The sequence below is a fragment of the Anaerotignum faecicola genome, assembly GCA_024460105.1.
Lineage (GTDB): Bacteria > Bacillota > Clostridia > Lachnospirales > Anaerotignaceae > JANFXS01.
The window spans coordinates 1-617 of sequence record JANFXS010000052.1; the positions used below are offsets into that span (position 1 = coordinate 1).

The 617-nt window shown below is 30.6% G+C and carries 1 protein-coding gene; it reads right to left on the reverse strand.

Annotated elements, in window-relative coordinates:
* Positions 1–617, reverse strand: a 617-nt coding sequence (locus tag NE664_12680) for a hypothetical protein (protein MCQ4727491.1), incomplete at both ends; no start/stop codon positions are given.

Sequence of the window (617 nt, forward strand, 5' to 3'; positions counted from 1 at the left end):
GCTCTCCCGAATTACTTCGATAGGCGGCAAAGCATCAACATCTGCTCGTTCGGCAAGTACATTAAATTTTTGTATAAAATCTGTTATAAATTCTTGAATATTTTCTTGATTATTGTCACACCAAAATCGAAACAAAATAGTATAATCTCCCAAAACACCTTCCGTTTGTTTATACCAATTTTTATAGTCTAATGTATTATACTGGTCACTCTCCAATGGCCAGTCACTAAAACAAATATCATAATTAAAAGTTGTAACACTTGAATAATGTTCTTGGAACTGAGTAAATTTATTATGCTCCTTAAGTAAAATAAATATTTCTTTTTCTATAACTAATGGAAGAAACAAAAAATTACCCGCCTCGGAAATAACTCTCGCTTTTGAGGCAAATTCTGGTTTAGATGGGACATCACCGTCCAAAACAATTATGTTATTTTTAAATTCCGGAACATTTTTCTCATATAATTGTATATAATTTGTCCATCCCAAGTTTATATCGATAAAATTCATATACAATTCTAAATTAATATTTAATGCTCTAGACAAAACAAACTGTAAGAATAGACTTGCACATGTATCCTCACAATATATACTAATTCGATTTCCAACACCCTGGG